We start from the raw sequence: 21,127 nt of genomic DNA, 5'->3' as shown, positions 1-21,127 counted from the left end.
GGCGAAGCCTCAGTCGAGCGAGGCGAGGTCGTCCGGTCCGCCGATGGTCACGTCCAGATCGGTGACCAGGCCGTTGGCCAGCGAATAGACCCAGCCGTGGACGCAGATGTCCTGGCCGCGGGCCCAGGCGTCCTGCACGAAGACGTCCGAGGCGACGTTGCGGACCTGGCGGATCACGTTGAGTTCGCAGAGCCGATCCAGGCGCGCCTGCTCTTCCGGGATCGCGTCCAGTTCGTGGCGATGCTGGTGATGCACCTCACGGATCGGGTGCAGCCAGTGATCCACGAGGCCGCGCCGTTGGCCGTCCACCGCCGCGGCGACGCCGCCGCAGCCATAGTGGCCCACCACCATGATGTGCTTAACCCGCAGCACGTCGACGGCGAACTGCAGCACCGACAGGTAGTTGGCGTCCTGCGGCGGAGCGAGGTTGGCCACGTTGCGGTGCACGAACAGTTCGCCCGGGTCGAGGTCGACGATCTCGTTGGCGGGCACACGACTGTCGGAACAGCCGATCCACAGATATTCAGGCGCCTGCTGATCGGCCAGCCGCTTGAAGAACCCCGCGTCGGCCGAGAGCATCCGCTCAGCCCAGGCCCGGTTGTTCGCCTTCAGGTGTTCCAGCATGGCGCCGCCCATAGCCCCGACCGACCGGGGCCACAAGCCGCCGCGTCAAGTTGAGGCGGGCCGGCTCAATGCCGCGCCATGATCGCCTCGAGGGTCTGGGCCTTGGCCGTGCTGTCCTCGCTCAGCCGGCGCGCGATGTCCCGCACGCCCGGAGGATAGGCTTCGCCGCCCTGGGCGATCTCGTCGGCGATGTGCTGCATCTGGCGCAGGTTGGCTTCCAGCATGTCGATGTGCTCGCGGGCCAGGCGTCGGGCCTCGGCCTGGAGCTGATGGACCCGTTGGCTCAGGCTGGGCGGGGCGGCCGGACCTGGCGCCACCACGTGGAGGGCTGCTGACATCGCTGCTGTTCCTTGTCGGCGCCGTGGGTCTCACGGCCATGGCGCCAAGCTGGCCGCCCACGGCTGAACGCGTCCTGAGGCGCCGGTTAGCTGGCGTTCAGGATCGGCCTTTCTCTCGCCGACACATCCACGCAACAATCCGGGTCGAGCTTCAATCGCGAGGTGAGGAGACCCCATATGTGCGACGACGACATCCACCAGGGTCTGATCGACGATCCGTCCGTTTCCCGCCGGGCCTTCGGCTTGATGACCGTGGCGGTCGCCGGGATCGCGGGCTCGGCCCGCGCCGCCGTCCCGGTGGTCGAGAAGGACGTTGAGATCAAGACCGCCGACGGCGTCGCCGACGCCGCGCTCTACTATCCGGAAGGCAAGGGTTCGTGGCCGGCCGTGGTGATCTGGCCCGATGTGGTCAGCCTGCGCCCGGCGTTCCGCGAGATGGGCCGGCGGCTCGCCGCCGAGGGCTATGTGGTGCTGGTCCCCAACCTCTATTACCGCGTCAAGCGCGCGCCGGTCGTCGAGGGCGGCTTCAACTTCGCCAATCCCGAGGACCGCGCCAAGCTGACCCCCATGCGCGCCAGCGTGACTCCTGAGGGCACGGACCGCGACGCCGCGGCCTATCTCGCCTTCCTCGACGCCCAGCCCCAGACCAGCAAGAAGAAGAAGGTCGGAACCCAGGGCTATTGCATGGGCGGCCCGCTGGCCTTCCGCACCGCCGGCGCCGTGCCCGGCCGTATTGGCGCGGTGGCGAGCTTCCATGGCGGCGGCCTCCATACCGACCAGCCCACCAGCCCGCACCTCACCCTGACCAAGAGCCATGCCGAGTACCTGGTCGCCGTGGCCGACAACGACGACAAGCAGGACCCGACCGCCAAGGACAGGATCAAGGCCGCCCTCGACGCCGCCAAGCGGCCGAACAAGGTCGAGGTTTATGAGGGCGCCGCCCACGGTTGGACCGTCAAGGGCAGCCAGGTCTACAACGAGCCCGCCGCCGAAAAGGCCTGGGCCGAACTGCTGGCCCTCTACAAGCGCGCCTTAGCCTGAGGCTCGCGCCAAATCCCTTCTCCCCTTGCGGGAGAAGGAAGCGCCTCGCCTGCTTTCCCCCTCAGGCCTGTTGGTTCATCGCCCAGGTGACGCCGAACGGGTCACGGAGCTCACCATAGATATCGCCCCAGAACATCTTCTCGGGCTTCATCTTCGCCTCCGCGCCGGCATCGACCGCACGCTTGAACCAGGTCTCGATGTCCGTGACCGGTAGCATCAGGGTGTAGCCCTGGGGCGGCAGGGCTGGGGCGCCATGCTCCGGATAGCCGTCGCTCAACATCAGCGAACCGCCGTTGATATAGAGGTGGATGTGCATGGTCCGCCCGTTCTCGTCGGGCGGATACTGCGCGGCGACGGTCGCGCCGAACGCCTTCTCGTAGAAGGTCGCCGCCTTAACGGCGCCATCAAGGCTCAGATAGGGTACGACGCCGCCCTTCACTTCGACGGCTGCAGGGGCCTTGGGGTCGATGACGTCCGACATGGGAGTCTCCTTTCGGGGCTTGTTCGTATCTCAGGACGAACGCGCCCACGCCCAGCCGACAGGCGCGCGGAGTTTATTTTCGAACCGTCCGTGCGGCAACAAACGCCCAGGCCAAGCGTTGCAGTAACGACAGGCCGAAACAGTGATCGCCGCGAGAAGCCGATGCTCGAAATCACCACCCTGTCCGAACTGACGATCGATGGAAAACTGTCCCTGGGCCCCGGCGCGTCCAGCAAGGATCTGTTCGCCTTCTATGGAGACGATCTGCGGGCCTGGTTTCACGCCCAGCGCGCCCAGCATGACGCCATCATGGTCGGCGCCGGCACGGTCCGCAGCGACGATCCCGAGCTCACGGTCCGCTATGCGGAAGGCCGCGACCCGCTGCGCGTGGTCCCCGCTTCCATGGGGCGCCTGCCCCTCGACTCCCGGCTGCTGAACGACGGGCGACCCACCTTGGTGGCGGTGTCGAACCAGGCCCCGGAAGAGGCCGTCGAGGCGCTCCGCGCCAAGCCGAGCGTCGAGGTGGTCCGCTGCGGCGAGGATCGGGTCGACCTGGCCGCCCTGATGGCCCTGCTCCATGCCCGCGGAGTCCGAACCCTGATGGCTGAGGGCGGCTCGCGTCTGCTGCACAGCCTCTTCGAGGCGCAGATGGTCTCCCAGATCGTGATCAAACACATCCCGGTGATCTCCGGCGCGGCCGACGCCCCCACCTTCCTGCGCGCCGAGGCCGGCGCCTCGCCCCTGTCGCTCTCACGCTGGCGGCTCACCGACTGGTTCGTGAAGAGCGGGGTCGGGGTTTCCATCTATCGTCCGCTGCAGGCCGCGGCATGATCGGCGCGCCGCAAATCGAGGAGATCGGCGGACACCTTGCCGTCCGCACGGGCGCCGATCCGCCCCCGGCCTGGGACCTGCGCATCGACGCGGGCGAATCCGGCTGGGACGCCGACCCGGCCCGGCTGCGCCATGCCAAGCACCAGGCCCTGATGCGGGCCTACCAGGCGCGCTACATGCTGCTGCCCGACGACGACGCCGGCGGCTCGATCCTCAAGCGGTTGCACCGTCACTACGACCCCGTCGAGATGGCCCGGCTGGAGGGCCTGCGCGCCGGGCTGGAGGCTGAGCTGATCGCGCCGATGGTCGAGGCGGCCAAGCAGGCGTCGGCCGGACGCGATCTCGCCGCCTACGCCACGGCCCTCCTGCCCGAGCTGCGCGAGCGCCCCGAGGACGCCTTCACCGCCTGGCTGCGGACCAACCCGAACCGCGAGCACCACTACCGAAGTTTCCTGATCCAATCCTCGGCCGACCTGCTGGCCGAGGCCTCGGCCTCGGCTCTGGGGGTGGTGGGCGAGTTCGGCGCCCCGCAGTCGGCCCTGTTCCGCATCCTGATCGACGAGTTCGGCTATGGCGCCCATGGCCGCAAGCACAGCGTGCTCTATCGCGCCGTGATGCGCGATTTCGGCCTCGCCGACACCTACAACGCCTATTGGCCGTTCTTCGACACCGCGGCCCTGGAGCTGCACAACACCATCCACCACCTGTTCCAGAACCCGCGCAATTTCTTCCTGCAGGTCGGGTTCCTGCTGTTCGCCGAGACCGCCTACCAGCGCTCCACCCGCGACCACGCGCGCTACCTGCGGGAATTCCATCCCGACGTGGATGCGCGCTATTTCGCCGAGCACGCCCATATCGACCTGCACCATACCCGGATGGTGATCGACGAGGCGGCCCTGCCCCTGGTTGCGACCTATGGCGAGGAGGTGGGCGCCGAGATCGTCGCCGGGGCGGAGCTGACCCGCGACGCCTTCGCCCGGGCGGGCGCGCACATGCTGGCGGTCAGCCAGGCCTTCGACGCGGCGGCCGCGGCAGGCCTGGCGATCTACGCGCCGCCCGATCTCGCCGCACTCGGCCGGGCGATCACGCCCACCTCCGGCCTCGAGGAACCCGCCGCACGGATTCAGGTGGGCGGCCTTGGCCTGGTCCTGGGCGGCGCGGCCTTCGCGGCCTTTCCCGCCGGCGCCCTCGGGCGGATCGCGGGGGTGGAGACGTGACGACCGCGAGCTGGATCGGCGCGGACCTGCCGCCCATCTATCGCGACGGGCAGGAGTACTTCCTGTTGGGACACGCCGATCGGCTCTACCTGGTGCTGAACCGCTGCCCGCATCGCGGCGGCCCGCTAAAGTTCGGCGTCGTCAACGGCGACGACGAGATCGTCTGCCCGCTGCATCACGGCGTGTTCAAGATCGCCCAACTTCTCGCCCAGCCGTCGACCATCCGCCTGGACGAACAGCCGGGAGCCGCCCCGTGACCGCCCCCCTCTGGCGTCGGGTCCTGTCCGAGGGCGGCGGCTTGAAGCTGGCCAATCTGGTCACCCTGTCGCGGGGGCTGCTGGTCCTGCCGATCTTCGCCCTGCTGGCGGCGGGCCAGGGCCTGGCCGCCCTCCTCCTCTACGGCCTGGCGGCGGCGACCGACCTGGTCGATGGCTGGCTGGCCCGGCGCAGCGGCCGGGCCTCGGCCTTCGGCGCCCAGCTCGACGCCGCCGTGGACAATGTCTTCTCCCTGGCCATCCTAGGCTTCCTGCTGCTGGCCTATCCGGGGATCGCCGGGCGCCATCCGTTGGCGCTGGCGGTGCTGTTCGGCGGGCCGCTCGTCTACCTCGCCGCCTCCTGGCTGCTGCGACGCCGGTTCCTGATGTTCCATTTCTGGTCGGCCAAGGCCGGCGCCGTGCTGTTGTTCTGCCTCTGGCCGCTGATGGCCTTGAGCGGTTGGGAGACCTGGCTTCCCGCCGCCGCGGCGCTGGTGGCCTTCAGCCGGCTTGAGCAGATTCTCTACATCCTGCGTGGCGGCCAGAACCTGGACGCCGCCCACGGCTTCTCCCCGCCCCGTCCTGCCTTCCAGATGAAGGAATAGGCGATGACCCGCCCGCCCGCGATCTCCTGGGGTGCGCGCGACCCGCGGCTGCGCGGCCCGGTGGTGGCCGGCCTCGACGCCGGCGGCGCGCGCAACGCCATCGGCGTGCACGCCGCGACCTTCAGCGTCTACCAGGCCCTGGCCGTGGCCACCGGCTCCCTGTCGGCCCGCCATCGCCCGAACCTCGACGGCACGGCGCCCAGCATCGAGATCGGGCCGTTCGACCAATGGTCCGATCCCGGCAGGATCGTCACCCTCGACCCCTGGGGCCACCGGGTCGCCGAGGTCTTCGCCCCGGAGCTCGAGGCCGGCCTCGACATCCGCCCCAGCATCGCGGTGACCGCGGGAAGCCTGAGGATGGCGGAGATCAACGACGCCGTGGACCTGGGCCGCCTGCGCCCGGACGGCCGGGTCCTGACGCGGGCCGGCGACATGGCGGTGACCAAGATCGCCATCGAGCCGGTCTGGTGGCTGCCTGGCGTCGCCGCCCGGTTCGGCCTGGCCGAGACCACCCTGCGCGAGGCCTTGTTCCGCTGCACCGACGGCATGTATCCGGCGCTCAAGACCGATCCGCAGCGCAAGGTGTTCCTGCCCCCCATCGGTGGGACCAGCGTCTATCTGTTCGGCGAACCCGCCCTGCTGAGCGCGACCGACCGAAAGGTCTCCTGCCGCGTCCACGACGAGTGCGGCGGCTCCGATGTCTTCGGCTCGGACCTGTGCACCTGCCGGCCCTACCTGGCGCTTGGGGTGGAGGAAGCCGTCCGCATGGCCCAGGCCGGTGGGCTGGGGGTGGTGATCTACAATCGCAAGGAAGGCCGGGCCCTGGGCGAGGTGGTCAAGCTGCTGGTCTACAACGCCCGGTCCCGGGCCGAGGGCGGCGACCGCGCCGAGGCCTATTTCGACCGCACCGTCGAGGTGGCCGGGGTCTGCGACATGCGGTTCCAGGCGCTGTCGGTGGATGTGCTCCACTGGCTGGGCCTGACGCGCATCGACCGCTGGATCTCCATGAGCAACCTGAAGGCCGACGCCTTGGCTGAGGCCGGCATCGAGATCGTCCGCCAGGTGGCCCTCCCCGACGACCGTGTGCCGGCCCGCGCCGGGGTCGAGATCACGGCCAAGCGCGCCTCCGGCTATTATTCGGGCGCCTGAACGGCGATCTCGCGCATCTGGCCGACGAAGCTGAGCCAGTCCTCGTCGCCGACGAAGCTGCTCGCCTGGACGACCGACCGGTCGTCGATGAAGATGTAGAACGGCGCCGCGCCCCGCGGATTGAGCCGCTGGCGGGCAGCCGCGTCCAGCACCAGCACATGGTCCAGCAGGGGCGAGGTCCCGAGGACCTGGGAGACGTCGTGCGCCGCGTCGGCGCCGATGATCCACAGCGCCACCCCGGCGCGGCGAACCGCCGGAAGGATCTCCAGCAGCTCAGCCGCCTTCTCCCGGCATTTCGGGCAACCTGCGGACAGGAAGACCAGGACCGCCGCCTGGCCGGCGAGGTCCTGCGACGCGATGCGGGCGCCGTCGGCGCGGCGGGTTCCTTCGAAGGCCGGGACCGTCCGTCCGATGGGCAGGCTGGAGGGCGGCGCGGAGAGCTCGGCCGCCGTCCGGACCTTGGCCGCCAGGCGCAGGGTCAGGAAGAGGTTGAGCGCCGTCGCGAAGGTCAGCACCACCAGGACGATGAGCGTCAGGGAACCGTCCATCTCGCCCTCTGGCGCTCAGCGCAGCAGCAGCGCGATGTCGTCCAGGTTGGTCGAGATCAGGAACAGGATGATCGCGACGCCGAACAACAGGAGATAGACGCCCGCTCCGAGCCCGCCGGCCGTCGGGGCGCCGAGCAGATAGGTCCCGCACGCGCCGATCAGCACCGCGTTCCGGGCAAGGTCATAGGCCGAGATCACGTGGCTACCGCCGCCGAAGCAGTTGCAGCTCACCGCCTTTCGTTGGACCAGGGCTGCGAGGATGACGACGGTGAAGACCGCAAACAGAGCGAACGCCGCGGCCATGCCGAGACGGGCCCAGGCGCCGCCGGCCAGCAGGGCGAGGGCGATCAGCGCCTCGGCGCCGATGACCCCGAAGGCCGCCGACCGCGTCCAAGTCCATGGGACGGGGAACAGCTCACCGATCGTTTTCCGGAAGTCCTCCAGGGCGGTCGCCTTGCCCGCGACCGAGGCGGCCAGGACCAGCAGGATGTAGAGCCGGCACGCCTCTGCGATATAGGTCGCTGTCATTCGATGTCTCCCGCCTCCCACCTGGACCCCGGCGCCCCGGGGCTTCGGCGCCGGCGTCTCGATCCGGATCGCGTGGCGATGAGCGCGTCGAACCAGTCGTCCTCGATCGCTTGGCGCGCGCCGGCGCCGACCAAGCCCCGCAGCTCGCGTGCGATCTCCCAGGCCAGGTCCTCGATCGCCGGGTCACCGCGCAGCGGCAGCCCCAGGGCGGCCATGTCGCCCCGGCTCAGGGCGAAGCCGTGCGAGTGGTGGCCGAACAGCAGCTGGTCGACGATCTTCGACATCTCCGCCTCCGATCCCGGCGGCATGTGCAGCGAAAGCAACTCCGCGCCGATCAACTGGATCTCGAGGATCGAGCGGTAGAAGGAGGTCAGGGTGGTGGGGAAGATGCTGTCGCTCAGCACCGACAGGGCCTTGAGCTTGGCCTCCCCCTCCTCCAGGCCGAACCAATCCTTGCTCATCTGGCTGAACAGCCGCACGTCCTGGGCCGAGACGCCCAGCGGCCCGCCCTCATTGGACGCCGTCGGAGAGGTCTGCAGCAGCGGGTCGATCGGCGAGAACACAGCCACCGGCCCAGCGATGATCTCACGGGCCGCCAGGGCCGTGATCGTCCCCGACGACTCGCAATGATGCGGCACGATAAAGGTCAGGTGATCGGTGAAGTCGTGGAGCAGCAGGGCGATGCGCCGCGCGGCGTGCACCACGCCGCCCCGGCAGGAGAAGACCACCTCCAGACGCGGGACGTGGCCGATCTCGCGCAGGGCGTCGTACAGGGGCGGCAGGAGCTCGATCTCGAGATTGGTCGCCGAGATCACCAGGACCGTGGCGCCCCGCCGCCGTTCGATCTCCTCGATGTGGCCGCGGATCTTCACTTGCCGGCCGCGCCCCGCACCAGGCAGGCCGCCAGCGCGCCGGTCATGTCCAGCTCCGGAACCAGCTGCTCGACGAACAGGAACTGGCCGACGGGATTGTTCTCGAGGAAGACATACTCTCCGCTCGGCGTGACGATGAGGTCGAGCGCGCCGTAGGCCAGGCCGTAGCTGCGCACGAAATCGAGGCAGCGGCTCGCGATCTCCGGCGGCAGGTCTTCGGCCTCGTAGAGGATCTCAGCCGAGAAATCCCGGTAGTCGGTGGCGGTCCGCGGGTCGTCCTGGGAATGGATCTTGGCGGCGAACACCTGGTCGCCGATCACCGTCACCCGCAGTTCGTACTGCTTGGCGATGTACTGCTGGAAGAAGCACGGCGATTGCGCCACCGCCTCCAGCAGCTCTTCGTGGTCCTCCGTGATGCGGGTGGTGGACAGGTTGGCCGCGATGCGCTGGCCCGGGGCGACCTTCTCCGCCGCCAGGGACGGGGACGAGAGCGCCTTGAAGACGATATCGGCGCCCACCGCGCCCCGGAACGCGTCGATGTCGCCCTTGCGGTTGGTCACGATCGAGGGCGGGACGCCAAACCCCATGCGCGCCGCGCGCAGGAGCTGCTCGCCCTTCCAGATCGCGCCGCGAATGGCGACCGGATGGCTCATCCAGTAGCAATCGAGGCCGTAGAGCAGGCTGAAGAGGATGTGCTCCATCTCCGCGTCGGCGAAGGCCTTCTCCTGCGGGGTCAACCGGCCCGAGAGGAAGCTGAAATCCGCCTTCTTGCGCATCCAGACCGCGCCGATGTCCGACAGGGACAGGACGTCGCCGCTGGGAAGGTGCGATAGGCCCCCCTCCCATCGTCCGCCGACGAACTCGAGGGTGATGGCGAAGTGCTCGGGAAACTCGTCGAGATTGAGCCTGAAGGGTCTTCCATCGCCCGAGGCGACCTTCGCCGCGACTAGGTCGGCATGCAGATCGGCGCGATTGGTGACGATCAAGATACGCTTGGCCATGAGGCGGTCCGGGCGGTCTGATGAGCGGCGGCGGTCACGCCTGGCGCAAGACACAAAGGGCCGCCGGATAGTCCGGCGGCCCTTCGCGGATGGTGGCGGTTAGCACCAGTATCCGTTGTCGACCCCGCGATATTGGCCCCAGATGTCCACCTCGGCGCGGTAATCCCCGTCGCCGGTCTGGTCCGTGCAACCGGCCACGGAAACGCCGTCGCGCGCCTTCCACTTGCCGGTCTGCGGGGCGGCGTCCTTCTTCTCGGCCAGCTTGAAGGCGAAGACGGTCTTTTCGTTCTGCATGATGAAATCCTCGATGAGGGCCGCCAGCGCCCTCGGGCAGGTGACGGCGGTTCAGGATCAGGGTCTGGATCGGACCGCGGTCTCGCCGGCGTGGCCGGCCAGGTCGCGCGCCGAGATGTGGCGCCCTAGCACCAGTCCCCGGCGTCGTGTCCGCCGCCGGCGTAGTTGAACCATTCGCGATAGTCGCCGTCGCCCGTGGGATCGGTGCAGCCGGCCACGGACAGGCCATCGCGGGCCTTCCATTTGTCGGCGTTCGCGCCCGCGTCCTTGCGTTTCGTCTCGGCCAATTTGAAGGCGAAGACCGTCTTTTCGCGTTCCATATCGAGAGATCCTCTGTGGCAGGTTGAGGTCGGCACGGCGAGGCCATGTCGTCGCGTTTTCAGCAACGCTGCAACCAAGGGTTACGCAACCACGTGGCGACATCAACGTCGATGTAATCAACTCTTGCGTGATCAACCAAGACGCGTTGACGGCCAAGCCACGCCAGGGCGATGATTTCGGGTGATCGGCGAAAGTTCGTTTCCGGCGCCCCGCGCGAGCCGCCCGTGAGGCCGATGCCCCACCCCATGGTCCGTCGGTTGCTGTCCCTGCTCTGGCCGCGCGGCGAGCCGGGGCTGAAGGCGCGCGTGATCGCCGCGGTGGCGCTGGTCGCCGCGGCCAAGCTGATCAGCATCGCCGCGCCGCTGCTCTACAAACAGGCTATCGACGCCCTTTCGAATCCGGCCCTGGTGGTCGTGCCGGTGGCCCTCATCCTCGCCTATGGGGTGGCCCAGGTCGGGGCCCAGGTGGCGGGCGCGCTACGCCAGCTCATCTTCGCCAGGGTCGCCCAGCGCGCCATCCGGCTGACCGCGCTGGAGGTCTTCAAGCACCTGCACGCCCTGTCGCTGCGCTTCCACCTGGATCGCCAGACCGGTGGCCTGTCGCGGGTGATCGAGCGCGGGGTCATCGGGGTCGAGTACCTGCTGGAACTGGCGCTCTTCAATGTCCTGCCGACCCTGCTGGAGCTGACCCTGGTCTCGGCCATCCTGTGGCGGTTCTACAGCGCCGGTTTCGCCCTGGCGGCGCTGGTCACCATCCTCTGCTACCTCGCCTTCACCTTCGGGGTCACCCAGTGGCAGGTGGCCTTCCGGCGGGAGATGAACGCCCGCGACGTCGCCGCCAGCGTCAAGGCGACCGACAGCCTGCTCAACTATGAGACGGTGAAGTATTTCGGCGCCGAGGCCCACGAGACCGCGCGCTATGACGAGGCCAAGCGGGCCTACGAAAAGGCCGCGATCCGCAGCCTGTCGATGCAGGCGGCGCTCAGCATCGGCCAGGTGGCGATCATCGCCGGCGGATCGATCACGGTGATGATCATGGCCGGCCGCGGGGTCGCCGCGGGAACCATGACCCTGGGCGACTTCGTCCTGGTCAACGCCTACCTGCTGCAGCTCTACGTGCCGCTGGGCATGCTGGGCACGGTCTATGGCAGCGTGAAACAGGCCCTGACCGACGTCGAGGCCATGACCCGGCTGCTGGCCGAGCCGGTGGAGGTCGCCGACCGCCCTGGGGCCCCGATCCTGGCCGCGCCCCGAGGCCATATCGTCTTCGACCGGGTTTGCTTCGCCTATGATCCGCGCCGCCCGATCCTCGCCGATCTCAGCTTTGAGGTTCCGGCCGGCAAGACCGTGGCCGTGGTGGGCCCCAGCGGCGGTGGCAAGTCCACCCTGGCCCGGCTGCTGTTCCGCTTCTACGACGTCGACGGCGGCGCCATCACCATCGACGGTCAGGACCTGCGCGACGTGACCCAGCTCAGCCTGCGCCAGGCGATCGGGGTGGTGCCGCAGGACACGGTGCTGTTCAACGACACCATCGGCTACAACATTGCCTATGGCCGGGCCGGGGCGAGCCGCCAGGAGATCGAGCAGGCGGCGCGCCTGGCCCGCATCCACGACTTCATCCTGCGTCTGCCGGACGGCTACGAGACGAGGGTCGGCGAGCGGGGGCTGAAGCTCTCCGGCGGCGAGAAGCAGCGCGTCGCCATCGCCCGGGTGATCCTAAAGCAGCCCTCGGTGCTGATCTTCGACGAGGCTACCAGCGCGCTCGACAGCCATACCGAGCAGGAGATCCAGGCCAGCCTGCGCGAGGTCTCGGCCCAGAGGTCGACTCTGGTCATCGCCCACCGGCTCTCGACCATCGTCGAGGCCGACGAGATCCTGGTCCTCGACGGCGGCCGCATCGTCGAGCGCGGTCGACATGCCGAGCTGTTGGCCAAGGACGGCGCCTATGCGTCCATGTGGCTGCGCCAGCGCCGGGCCGCCGCGCGCGACGCGGCCCTCGCCGAGGCCGGCGAATGAAGCCGGATCGCAACCCACGGGATTAAGTATAGCCTGCCGCCAATTTACGCATTCGCCAGAATTCATGTCGCATGCAGGTGGCAATGCGACGGTTTCCTGAGCTAGGCTGCACCCATGACGAAAACACCTTTCGGCGCAAAACTGGAGCTGGTGCTGAAGGTCTTCTCCATGAGCCGCTCTCAGCTTGCCGCCGATCTGGCGGTCGACAAGTCGGTGATCGGCCGCTGGGTCAGCGGTTCGGCCGCGCCCGCGACTCACAACATGGCCCACCTGACGCGCTACATAGCCGGCAAGCGGCCCGGCTTCACGATGCTGGACTGGGAGCGGACCCTGCCCGACTTCGCCGACCTGTTCGGCGCCCAGCCGCCGGCGCCCGACAGCGCCAGCGACAGCATCATCCTGCCGATCATGGGCCAGATCCGCAGCGCCACCGAGACCTGCGCCGCCGACCTCGAATGCTTCTTCCGCACCACCCGTCCCGCGGAGGCCGCGCCGGGGCGCTTCCTGCACGACCAGGGCATGTTGCGGCTCGGCGACAACGGCCTGCTCGAGTTCCGCATGGGCATCCGCGAGACCGTCTATGCCGGCTGGCTCTTCCCCATTCGCGGCAAGCTGTTCTGTATCGCCACCGACGCGGTCAGCGGCGGGCTGGTCTTCGCGATCTTCAGCACGCCGCCGGCGGGCCGGGTCCAGCGCCTGGACGGGCTGAGCCTCGGCATGGGCGCGGGCTCCCTGCCCGGCATCACCGCGGCCACGCTCCTGCTCGACCGGATCGGCGAGCTGTCGGGCGACGCCGCGGCGGACGAGCGGCGCTATCAGGAACTGCTGATGCAGGATCCCCTCGCGCCCGAGGGCAGCATCCCGGAGGATGTCCTGGCCCATCTCCTGCGCGACTTCGGCCCGTCGCAGTTGGCGCTGGGCGGGGAGCTGCTGCTGCAGCTTCCCTTCCACCGATCCGTGGCGCGCAGCCTGCCCCCGGTGGCCCCGCTCCGGGCGGATGAGGGCCAGGTCGTTCGCCCCCAGTTCGGGCGCCCGAACATTAAGTCCTGAGCGGTCGGCCCGGGTTCGCCTCCCTCCCGCCGCCGCCGCGTCCACATTCCGCCTTACGCCCCGCGCCAAGCTGCGCCTTGAGGGGCGAAGGCAGGAGCTTGGAAGACCATGTCCGGTTCGAAGACGGTCCGTAGCGTATCCTTCATCGCATTGGCGGCTCTGACCGCCGCGGGGGCGCCGCCGGCGCCAGGCGTCGCCCAGAGCGCCTATCGCGACGGCTCACCAACCCCGGCGGCCTGCGAGGCCCTGGGCTTCACCACAGTCTCCGAACACGACGATTATCGACGCTCCGCACGGGTCGGCATGCCGTCCCCGCCGCCGCCGCCGCCGCCGCAACGCGAGCCGCGCGGGCGGGCCGCCGACGCCGCGGCGGAGGCCCACAAGCGAATCGAGGAGCTGGCCGTAACCGGCCATCGGGTGCGTCCCGCCGCGCCGTCGATGTACGCGCCGCCGCCCGCGATCATGCGCCAGCAGGCGGAGACCGAGCGCTATCCCAACGCCCAGGCCAACCCGATCCGGCGTGTGGCGGACGAGCCGGTCTCCACCTTCTCGGTCGATGTCGACACCGCCGCCTACGCCAATGTCCGCCGCTTCCTGAACGACGGGCGCCGGCCGCCAGCCGACGCCGTACGGGTCGAGGAGCTGGTGAACTATTTCGACTACGGCTACGCCGCGCCGCGCGAGCGGACCATACCCTTCCGACCCTTCGTGGCGGTGACCCCCTCGCCCTGGTCCGCCGAACGCCAGATCATGCATATCGGGCTGCAGGGCTATGAGGCGCCGCGCGCCGCCCAGCCGCCGCTCAACCTGGTCTTCCTGATCGACACCTCCGGCTCCATGAGCTCCGAGGACCGGCTGCCGCTCGCCCGCAAGAGCCTCGGCCTGCTGATCGACCAGCTGCGGCCCCAGGACCGGGTGGCCATGGTGGCCTATGCCGGCTCGGCGGGCGCAGTGCTGGCCCCCACCGATGGCCGCCAGAAGCTGAAGATGCGTTGCGCCCTGGAGGCCCTGCATTCCGGCGGCTCGACGGCCGGCGGGGCGGGCCTGGCGCTCGCCTACGACCTAGCCCGTCAGAACTTCGATCCCAAGGCGGTCAACCGGGTGATCCTGGTCACCGACGGGGACTTCAATGTCGGCGTGGCCGACCCCGCCAAACTGAAGGATTTCGTCGCCGAGCAGCGAAAGACCGGCGTCTATCTCTCGGTCTATGGCTACGGCCGCGGCAACTACAACGATACGATGATGCAGACCCTGGCCCAGAACGGCAACGGGACGGCGGCCTATGTCGACACCCTCAACGAGGCCCGCCGGCTGTTTCGCGACGACTTCACCGCCTCGCTGTTCCCCATCGCCGACGACGTGAAGATCCAGGTGGAGTTCAACCCGGCCCGGGTCAGCGAGTACCGGCTGATCGGCTACGAGACCCGCATGCTGGCCCGCGAGGACTTCAACAACGACCGGGTGGACGCCGGCGAGGTCGGGGCCGGCGCCTCGGTCACCGCCCTCTACGAAATCACCCCGACCGGCGCGGCGGCCTCCAGCGATCCCCTGCGCTATGGCCGTCAGCCCGCCCCGGCCGCCATGCCCGCCGGAGAGATCGCCTTCCTGAAGGTGCGCTACAAGCTGCCGGGCGAGCGCGCCTCGCACGTGATCGAGCGGCCGATCGGCGGAGCCGACGTCTACGCCAGTGTGGCCGCCGCCCCCGAACCGGCCCGCTGGGCCCTGGCGGTGGCGGGCTTCGGTCAGAAGCTGCGCGGCGATCCTCGGATCGACGAGCGTTTCGGCTGGCCGCAGGTGGCCGCCCTGGCCCAGGGCGCGCGCGGCGAGGACCCCTTCGGCCTGCGCGCCGAGTTCGTCCAGCTGGTCCGCAACGCCGACGGCGCCCGGTCCCTGAACGAGTAGCGGCAGCCGGCCTCATCCCGGACGCCGCGCCCGTCCGGGATGACGAAGGGGTGATCGGAAGCTTGGCAACCTATCGCGGCCCTCTCCAGTTGTGTGTCGAACCCCAGGAGCATCCCCGATGAAAGTCAGCGACATCATGTCCCGCGACGTCCAGATCGCGCGGCCGCAAGACTCGATCCAGTCCGTGGCCAAGCGAATGCGGGAGATCGACGCCGGCTCCATGCCCATCTGCGATGGCGAGCGGGTGCATGGCATGGTCACTGACCGCGACATCGCCATCCGCGCCGTGGCCGAGGGCCGCAGCTTCGAAGGCCCGGTCTCCGACATCATGAGCGCCGAGGTCGAATGCGTGTTCGACGACGACGACGCCCGGGAGGCGGCGGGCCGCATGGCCAGCGCCCAGATCCGCCGCCTGCCGGTCCTGAACCGCGAGACCAACCGCCTGGTGGGCATTCTGGCCCTCGGCGATATCGCCGGCCGGGTGAAGGATTCGACGGCGGGTCACATTCTCGAAGAAATCAGCGAACAGACTCGTCCGATCTGATATTTTAGCTGCAGGGACGGCGCGGCCGAACCAATCGCGCCGCCGTTCGTTGCATTGAAGAAGACAGTGCAGAAAGAGGGCGCGGGTGTTTGACGTCACCGATTCCCACACCGAGAACCTGATCCGCTTGAACCCGGCCGACGCGCCCTATTTCGGCGCCCCCGGCCGCGTCGGGTTCCACCTGATCGACACCACCATGATGTACGCCCCGCGCTCGGGCGGGGTGAAGCGCTACCTCCACCAGAAACGGGCCTGGCTCGCCAAGCGGCGGCCGGACATCAGCCACACCCTGGTGGTGCCCGGCGCCACGACGGGACTCGAGGCTCACGGCATCGTGACCGTGGCCGCCGCCCGCCTGCCGTTCGGCGACGGCTACCGGATGCCCGCCTCCATGGCCAAGTGGGAGACGGTGATCCGGATGCTGGAGCCGGACATCATCGAGGCCGGCGACATCTTCGTGCCCGGACACGCGGCCCTGGAGGCCGGCGAGGCGTTGAGCGTTCCCGTGGTCGGCTTCTGCCACACCGACGCCGCGGCCCTGGCCGCCATCCATTTCGGCGACTGGGCCGAGGCGCCAGCCATGAAGCGCTGGGCGGCGACCTATCAGCGTTTTGACCGCGTGGTGGCCCCCAGCCGCCACATCGCCGCACGCCTGGCCGAGGCCGGGGTCGAGAAGGTCAGCGTCCAGCTCCTGGGCGTCGACACCGAGCTGTTCCATCCCGCCCGCGCCGACCGCGCCAAGCTGCTGAAGCGACTGGGCCTGAAGGCCGACGCCCGGCTGCTGGTCTTCGCCGGCCGCCCGGCGCGGGAAAAGAACATCGAGAGTCTGATCTGCGCCGTGGAGCGGCTGGGCGAGCCCTATCACCTGCTGCTGATCGGCGCCGGCAAGGACGCCCACTATTCACCGCGGGTGATCCCCCTGGACTACGAGCGCGATCCGGCCACCCTGGCCGGGGTCATCGCCAGTTGCGACGCCCTGGTCCATGCAAACGAGAACGAGCCCTTCGGCCTGGTTGTGCTGGAAGCCCTGGCCGCCGGCCTGCCGGTGGTGGGCCCCTCCCGCGGCGGGATCGCCGAGCTCATCGACGAGAGCGTCGGCCAGCAGGCGCGCAGCGTCGATCCGGCCGGCATGGCCGAGGCGATCGAGGCCCTGTTCGAACGCGACCTCGGCCCGGTGAAGGCCGCCGCCCGCCGCCGCGCCGAGCAGCGTCATAGCTGGGACAACACCTTCGAAGGCCTGACCCGGATCTATGGCGAGCTGGTCGTCGGCCGCTCGTCCGACGCCCCTGTGGCCTTGCGAGCCTAACGCCCGGTCGGCATGTCCTTGAACGGGATGTCCTTGTCGACGCGGATGTCGCCGGGCAGGCCCAGGACGCGCTCAGCGATGATGTTGCGCAGGATTTCGTCGGTTCCGCCGGCGATCCGCAGGCCCGGCGCGAACATCACCGAGGACTGGAAGCCGCCGTGCAGCGGGGCCAGGTCCGAGTCAATGATGATCCCGTACTGATCCAGCATCTCGACCGCTGAATTGCCCAGCTCCTGCATCTGGACCGCGGAGATGATCTTGCCGATCGAGCTTTCCGGCCCCGGGGTCTGACCGCGCGACAGGGCGGTCATGGTGCGGTTGCGGGTATGCTTCAGCCCCTCGGCCTGGACATACCAGTCGGCCAGCTTCTCGCGGAGCGCGCTGTCCTTCAGCGCCGATTGGCCGTCGAGACCCGGCGTGTCGCGCGCGGTCTCCAGGAACTGCGACCAGCCGGCCCCCGTGGCCCCGCCGACCGCCAGCCGCTCGTTCATCAGGGTGACCAGGCTGACCTTCCAGCCCTCGCCCACCGCGCCCAGACGCTGGCTGTCCTTGACCCGCACGTCGGTGAAGAACACCTCGTTGAACCCCGACCCGCCCGACATCTGGTGGATCGGCTTCACCTCGATCCCCGGATCCTTCATGTCGATCCAGAACATGGTCAGGCCCTTGTGCTTGGGCGCGTCCGGATCGGTCCTGACGATGACGATGCCGTAGTCTGAGAACTGGGCGCCGGTCGTCCACACCTTTTGGCCCGAGATCAGCCAGTCGCCGGAGCCGTCGTCGACCTTCACCGCCTTGGTCCGCGCCGCGGCCACGTCCGAGCCGCCGGAGGGTTCGGAGAACAGCTGGCACCAGATCTCCTCCCCCCGGATGGCGGGTCCGGCGAAACGGTCCTTCGTCCCCTGGTCGGCGAAGTTCATCACCGTGGGCACGCACATGCCCAGGCCGATCTGGAACGGGTTGGGCGGGATCGGATATTTCGACTCTTCCTGGCCGAAGATCACGTTCTGCAACGGATTGCCGCCCTGGCCGCCCCACTCCTTGGGCCAGGTGATGCAGGCATAGCCGGCGGCGGCTTTCCTGGCCTGCCAGGCCTTGGAGGCGGCCATCGAGTCCCCGCCGCCCTCTGGGTCGGCGCCGACATGCTGCTTGGGGGCGTTGGCCTCCAGCCAGGCGCGGACCTGGGTACGGTAGGCGGCTTCTTCGGGGGTGTCGTTGAAGTCCATGATCCGATGTCCCTTAGGCGGCCGCGTTGCGACGTTCGAGGTGGCTGACGAGGCGTTCCTTCCAGACCCGCGGCGCGCCGGCTACGAGGCTGAGCTGGCGCGAGCGACGGTAGTAGAGATGGCAGTCCATCTCCCAGGTGAAGCCGATGCCGCCGTGGGTCTGGATGTTCTCCTTCGAGCCGAACCAGAAGGCCTCCGAGGCCGCGATCCTGGCGGCGCTGGCGGCCACCGGCAGTTCCGGCGCATTGGTATTGAGCGCCCAGGCTCCGTAATAGGCGTTGGAGCGGGCGAGCTCGTTCTTGACGTACATGTCCGCGAGCTTGTGCTTGATCGCCTGGTAGGACGCGATCACCCGGCCGAAGGCGTAGCGCTCCAAGGCGTATTCCTTGGCCATCTCCAGGCAGCGGTCGGCGCCGCCGAGCTGCTCGAATGACAGCAGCACCGCGGCGCGGTCGAAGATCTGCTCGATGAGCTCCATGCCCTCGCCGGCGTTCCCGATCCGCCGGACGGGCGCGTCCTTAAAGGTCAGCCGGGCGGCGTCCCGGGTGGGATCGAGGGTCTTCAAGCTCTCGCGGGTCACCGAGCCGTCGGTGAGGTCGGCCAGGAACAAGCCGGGCTTACCGTTCTCCTTGGCCAGCACCAGGGCGACCGTGGCGACGCCGCCGTCGGTGACCGGGATCTTCACGCCGTTCAGCTTGCCGTCCGAGACGGCGGACTGAAGATTGCCCGCGGTCACGACGCCCTGCCCCTCGCTGGTCGCCACGGCGCCGATGACCTCGCCGGCGGCGATCTTGGGCAGCAGGTAAGCCTTCTGCTCGTCATTGCCGGCCAGCATGATCGCCTCGGCCAGGAAATAGACGGTGGACGCGAAGGGGATCGGGGCGACCGCGCGGCCCAACTCCTCGGCGATCACGCAGAGTTCAAGGTGTCCCAGGCCCAGGCCGCCATGTTCCTCGGGGATGGCGGCGCCCAGCCAGCCTTGCTCGGCCACCGATTTCCACAGGGCCTCGTCATAGGTCCGCTCGTCGTCGTCGAGGGTCTTGCGCACCCGGTCGGTTCCGCAATTGGCGGCCAGAAACTTGCGCGCCTCGCCCTGCAGGAACTTCTGGTCGTCGGAGAAATCGAAATTCATTTCCGCCCATCCCCGCCCTTCACGGGCGGTCGTTGAAATAGCTTTCGGGCAACATACGCGCCCTGCCCACCTTTGAAAGATTGACCTCGCGTCAAGGATTTCAGCGTCTTATCGCCGGCTGAAACGGGCTGTCAGGGACACCGCGCATGGCCAAGGCGATATACCAGCGAAACCAGAAGGTGTGGGTCGAGAGTGTCGGCGCCTGGGCGGTGATCGAGAAGATCGTCCCCATCTGGGCCAAGGGTTTCGACGAGCCGGTCAAGGTCACCTACGACGTCGGCCTGGGCCGCGAGTTCTCGGCCCACGAGCTGAAGCCGGAGCAGGAGAATGATCGCGAGGCGCTCACCGAGGACGGTGCGCGCTGGCGGCTGCTGCGCGCCAACAACAAGTGGCAGACCGATCAGGAGACCCGCAACCACCCCTTCCCCGGAACCTATCCGGTGGTGGTCACCGATCCCAACGACTGGGGCGGCTGGCGCGTGCCGGGCGCGGAGTACGACCGCGATCCGCACAAGATCGAGTTCCAGGCGCGGCTGATCGCCAACGCCCCGCGCCTGCTGAGCCTGGCGCGGCAGGTGGTGAAGGTCGTCGACGAGAGCAACGGCGACGCCCCGAACGAGCTGACGCAGGTGGCCGACGACATCCTGAAGCTGGAGCGTTACCTCTTGGAAATCCCCTCCGGGGTAGATAGCGAGCCGGACGAAGCCGTCCACGCGGCCGAATAGGGCCCCGTCTAGAGAGCGATCGCTCAAGCCAGAAGGGCTTCCAACTTGCTCAAGTCCCCTGAATCGTCCGGCCCCGCGACACCAGATCTCAGCGGCGTGGTTCGACACAACGCCCCGGTGGTTCTCATCGCCGTCCTGTTCGTCGCTTACGGGGTCTGGCAGAGCCGCATCCTCGGCTTCTCGCTCCCGACGCCGACGGACTATGTCTTGGCGGTCCGCACCCTGCTGACCTTCTGTGCGGCGCTGATCCTGGCCCTATTCGGCCTCGAGCTCGTGAAGGTCCGGCCGAAAAGCCCCTTCGCTCACTTCAAGATCTGGGCGCGCGAGCAGCGCCTGTCGCACCGCGTCTGGTTCGTCGCGCCGGCCTTCTTCGCGTTGATCTTCCAGTCGACAACATTCGGTGTCCTGAAGAGCGCGATACCCCTGGCCCACCCCTTCGACCTCGATCCGCTCTTCGCCAATATCGACGCCCAGATCCACGGCGGCGACCCTTGGCGGCTAATCCAGCCCATCGTCGGCTATCCAATCATCAGCTCGGCCTTGAACCTCACCTACCATCTCTGGTTCGCACTGGTGTTCTTCGTGGCGTTGTTCGTCATGGGATGGCTCGAGCGCCCGGCGCTTCGCCTGCAGTACCTGATCGCCCATTCCCTATGCTGGATTCTATTGGGAGCGTTCGCCGCGACGTCGCTCTCTTCGTGCGGTCCTGTCTTCTACGAACATTTCTATGGCGACGACCGCTTCGTTCCGTTGACCACCTATCTGACCGAGGCCGGAACTCAGTTTCCCATGCCCGCGCTCGAGGTTCAGAACGCGCTGCTGCACTGGGCGAAGACCGGCGGACAAGGCGCCGGAGGCGGCATCTCGGCCATGCCATCGATGCACCTCTCCATCGCCACGCTGTTCGCCCTGCTGGGATGGAGCGTCTCGAAACGCTGGGGGATCGCGGCGACCGTATTCCTGGGGCTGATCCTGATTGGTTCCGTCCACCTAGGCTATCACTACGCCATCGACGGATATGTCTCGATCGTCGCGACCTCCGGAATCTGGTGGGTGTGCGGCGTCGTAGCCCGGGCCTACTTGGCCAGGCAGGCCAAGGCATTCGCCACCGTGCCGGTTTGAG

24 protein-coding genes are annotated in these 21,127 nt (G+C 68.6%); 13 read left to right on the top strand and 11 right to left on the bottom strand.

Annotation, left to right across the window (positions count from 1 at the left end; genetic code table 11):
- Positions 1-9: 9 nt before the first annotated feature.
- Complete coding sequence (locus V6M51_RS11830) at positions 10-624, bottom strand: carbonic anhydrase (protein WP_305676173.1); 615 nt, start codon at positions 622-624, stop codon at positions 10-12.
- 65 nt (positions 625-689) lie between these two features.
- Positions 690-962: a hypothetical protein gene (locus V6M51_RS11825; RefSeq protein ID WP_332767381.1), complete on the bottom strand. Its 273-nt coding sequence runs from the start codon at positions 960-962 to the stop codon at positions 690-692.
- 177 nt (positions 963-1,139) lie between these two features.
- Between V6M51_RS11825 and V6M51_RS11820 the strand changes: the two genes are divergently transcribed.
- On the top strand, positions 1,140-2,003 hold the full coding sequence (locus V6M51_RS11820) for a dienelactone hydrolase family protein (RefSeq protein WP_332767379.1): 864 nt from the start codon (positions 1,140-1,142) through the stop codon (positions 2,001-2,003).
- Between the two features lie 61 nt (positions 2,004-2,064).
- Here V6M51_RS11820 and V6M51_RS11815 read toward each other — a convergent pair whose 3' ends face one another.
- Positions 2,065-2,484 (bottom strand): VOC family protein, encoded by a 420-nt coding sequence (locus V6M51_RS11815; protein ID WP_332767378.1) that lies wholly within the window; start codon positions 2,482-2,484, stop codon positions 2,065-2,067.
- Positions 2,485-2,646: 162 nt separating this feature from the next.
- Here V6M51_RS11815 and V6M51_RS11810 point away from each other — a divergent pair, with 162 nt between their 5' ends.
- The 5 genes from V6M51_RS11810 to V6M51_RS11790 are packed head-to-tail and all read left to right on the top strand — an operon-like array spanning position 2,647 to position 6,540.
- Entirely contained in the window at positions 2,647-3,315 is a 669-nt protein-coding gene (locus tag V6M51_RS11810) for a dihydrofolate reductase family protein (protein WP_332767377.1), read from the top strand.
- The gene (locus V6M51_RS11805; RefSeq protein ID WP_332767375.1) at positions 3,312-4,532 is read left to right on the top strand and encodes an iron-containing redox enzyme family protein; all 1,221 of its coding nucleotides are present in this window, start codon (positions 3,312-3,314) and stop codon (positions 4,530-4,532) included. Before V6M51_RS11810 ends, V6M51_RS11805 begins: the two co-directional genes overlap by 4 nt.
- A complete protein-coding gene (locus V6M51_RS11800) occupies positions 4,529-4,789 on the top strand; it encodes a Rieske (2Fe-2S) protein (RefSeq protein WP_332767373.1) in 261 nt (86 codons plus the stop codon). Before V6M51_RS11805 ends, V6M51_RS11800 begins: the two co-directional genes overlap by 4 nt.
- Positions 4,786-5,391, top strand: coding sequence for a CDP-alcohol phosphatidyltransferase family protein (locus tag V6M51_RS11795; protein ID WP_332767371.1), 606 nt, complete (start codon positions 4,786-4,788; stop codon positions 5,389-5,391). Before V6M51_RS11800 ends, V6M51_RS11795 begins: the two co-directional genes overlap by 4 nt.
- A gap of 3 nt (positions 5,392-5,394) precedes the next feature.
- Positions 5,395-6,540, top strand: a complete 1,146-nt coding sequence (locus tag V6M51_RS11790) for a GTP cyclohydrolase II (RefSeq protein ID WP_332767370.1) — start codon at positions 5,395-5,397, stop codon at positions 6,538-6,540.
- On the opposite strand, the gene V6M51_RS11785 is transcribed toward V6M51_RS11790, so the two are convergent.
- The 6 genes from V6M51_RS11785 to V6M51_RS11760 all read right to left on the bottom strand — a co-directional run bounded on the left by V6M51_RS11785 (position 6,525) and on the right by V6M51_RS11760 (position 10,103).
- Entirely contained in the window at positions 6,525-7,088 is a 564-nt protein-coding gene (locus V6M51_RS11785) for a redoxin domain-containing protein (protein ID WP_332767369.1), read from the bottom strand. The genes V6M51_RS11790 and V6M51_RS11785 overlap by 16 nt on opposite strands.
- 15 nt (positions 7,089-7,103) lie before the next feature.
- Complete coding sequence (locus V6M51_RS11780; protein ID WP_332767368.1) at positions 7,104-7,616, bottom strand: MauE/DoxX family redox-associated membrane protein; 513 nt, start codon at positions 7,614-7,616, stop codon at positions 7,104-7,106.
- Positions 7,613-8,488, bottom strand: coding sequence for an SDH family Clp fold serine proteinase (locus tag V6M51_RS11775; RefSeq protein ID WP_332767366.1), 876 nt, complete (start codon positions 8,486-8,488; stop codon positions 7,613-7,615). Before V6M51_RS11775 ends, V6M51_RS11780 begins: the two co-directional genes overlap by 4 nt.
- On the bottom strand, positions 8,485-9,489 hold the full coding sequence (locus V6M51_RS11770; RefSeq protein WP_332767364.1) for an ATP-grasp domain-containing protein: 1,005 nt from the start codon (positions 9,487-9,489) through the stop codon (positions 8,485-8,487). The genes V6M51_RS11775 and V6M51_RS11770 overlap by 4 nt, the downstream gene beginning before the upstream one ends.
- Positions 9,490-9,588: 99 nt before the next feature.
- Entirely contained in the window at positions 9,589-9,783 is a 195-nt protein-coding gene (locus V6M51_RS11765; protein ID WP_332767361.1) for a hypothetical protein, read from the bottom strand.
- Positions 9,784-9,908: 125 nt separating this feature from the next.
- Complete coding sequence (locus V6M51_RS11760; protein ID WP_332767359.1) at positions 9,909-10,103, bottom strand: hypothetical protein; 195 nt, start codon at positions 10,101-10,103, stop codon at positions 9,909-9,911.
- A 234-nt stretch (positions 10,104-10,337) separates the two neighbouring features.
- On the opposite strand from V6M51_RS11760, the gene V6M51_RS11755 reads away from it, so the two are divergent.
- The 5 genes from V6M51_RS11755 (at position 10,338) to V6M51_RS11735 (ending at position 16,921) form a co-directional block, all read left to right on the top strand.
- Positions 10,338-12,119, top strand: coding sequence for an ABCB family ABC transporter ATP-binding protein/permease (locus tag V6M51_RS11755; RefSeq protein ID WP_332767445.1), 1,782 nt, complete (start codon positions 10,338-10,340; stop codon positions 12,117-12,119).
- A 114-nt stretch (positions 12,120-12,233) separates the two neighbouring features.
- Positions 12,234-13,169, top strand: a complete 936-nt coding sequence (locus V6M51_RS11750; RefSeq protein ID WP_332767358.1) for a hypothetical protein — start codon at positions 12,234-12,236, stop codon at positions 13,167-13,169.
- 108 nt (positions 13,170-13,277) lie between these two features.
- Positions 13,278-15,071 (top strand): vWA domain-containing protein, encoded by a 1,794-nt coding sequence (locus V6M51_RS11745; protein WP_332767356.1) that lies wholly within the window; start codon positions 13,278-13,280, stop codon positions 15,069-15,071.
- Between the two features lie 118 nt (positions 15,072-15,189).
- Positions 15,190-15,615 (top strand): CBS domain-containing protein, encoded by a 426-nt coding sequence (locus V6M51_RS11740; RefSeq protein WP_332767354.1) that lies wholly within the window; start codon positions 15,190-15,192, stop codon positions 15,613-15,615.
- An 85-nt stretch (positions 15,616-15,700) separates the two neighbouring features.
- Positions 15,701-16,921, top strand: coding sequence for a glycosyltransferase (locus V6M51_RS11735; protein ID WP_332767352.1), 1,221 nt, complete (start codon positions 15,701-15,703; stop codon positions 16,919-16,921).
- On the opposite strand, the gene V6M51_RS11730 is transcribed toward V6M51_RS11735, so the two are convergent.
- Complete coding sequence (locus V6M51_RS11730; protein ID WP_332767351.1) at positions 16,918-18,147, bottom strand: acyl-CoA dehydrogenase family protein; 1,230 nt, start codon at positions 18,145-18,147, stop codon at positions 16,918-16,920. The genes V6M51_RS11735 and V6M51_RS11730 overlap by 4 nt on opposite strands.
- 13 nt (positions 18,148-18,160) lie before the next feature.
- A complete protein-coding gene (locus V6M51_RS11725; RefSeq protein WP_332767349.1) occupies positions 18,161-19,279 on the bottom strand; it encodes an acyl-CoA dehydrogenase family protein in 1,119 nt (372 codons plus the stop codon).
- Between the two features lie 146 nt (positions 19,280-19,425).
- On the opposite strand from V6M51_RS11725, the gene V6M51_RS11720 reads away from it, so the two are divergent.
- Both V6M51_RS11720 and V6M51_RS11715 read left to right on the top strand, forming a co-directional pair.
- The gene (locus tag V6M51_RS11720; RefSeq protein ID WP_332767347.1) at positions 19,426-20,004 is read left to right on the top strand and encodes a hypothetical protein; all 579 of its coding nucleotides are present in this window, start codon (positions 19,426-19,428) and stop codon (positions 20,002-20,004) included.
- A gap of 96 nt (positions 20,005-20,100) precedes the next feature.
- A complete protein-coding gene (locus V6M51_RS11715) occupies positions 20,101-21,126 on the top strand; it encodes a phosphatase PAP2 family protein (protein WP_332767345.1) in 1,026 nt (341 codons plus the stop codon).
- Position 21,127: the final 1 nt, after the last annotated feature.

This window comes from Phenylobacterium sp. (genome assembly GCF_036677185.1).
Taxonomy (GTDB): domain Bacteria; phylum Pseudomonadota; class Alphaproteobacteria; order Caulobacterales; family Caulobacteraceae; genus Phenylobacterium.
Note: the sequence above shows the minus strand (reverse complement) of the source record. Positions and strands in the feature narration are given on the sequence as shown.